Annotated in this window: 1 protein-coding gene; it reads left to right on the forward strand. The window is 39.1% G+C overall.

Annotated features, from left to right (window positions below; all coding sequences use genetic code 11):
- Positions 1-17: 17 nt before the first annotated feature.
- Positions 18-417: helix-turn-helix domain-containing protein (locus HT693_RS07625; protein ID WP_172925092.1), on the forward strand; the 400-nt coding region annotated here is incomplete at its 3' end.

Below are 417 nucleotides of genomic sequence, written 5' to 3' on the forward strand. Positions count from 1 at the left end.
ACAAGAAAGGCACAGAGATGAAAAGCCATTATACTACAAAAGCCAAACATTTGACAATCGATAGCCGTCGCTTAATCGAAAGATGGAAAAAAGAAGGGAAATCAAATAGAGAAATCGCCTCTTTACTTGGAAAAGCTCCTCAAACCATTCACAATGAAATCAAGCGTGGGACAGTCCGACAATGTCTTGGAAAAGGACGCTTTAAAGAGGTTTATTCTGCCGACTATGCTCAACAGTCTTATGAAAATAATCGCAAGCGCTCGGTCAAGAAATCAAGATTGACCAAGGAACTAAAGGAAAAGATTCTCCACTATCATAACCAAAAATTTTCGCCTGAAATGATGGTCAAGGCTAAGGGCGTTAACGTGGGAATTTCAACTATTTATTATTGGATTCATCGTGGAAAATTGGGGCTAA

This window comes from Streptococcus sp. 2154 (assembly GCF_013277255.1).
GTDB lineage: Bacteria > Bacillota > Bacilli > Lactobacillales > Streptococcaceae > Streptococcus > Streptococcus pseudopneumoniae.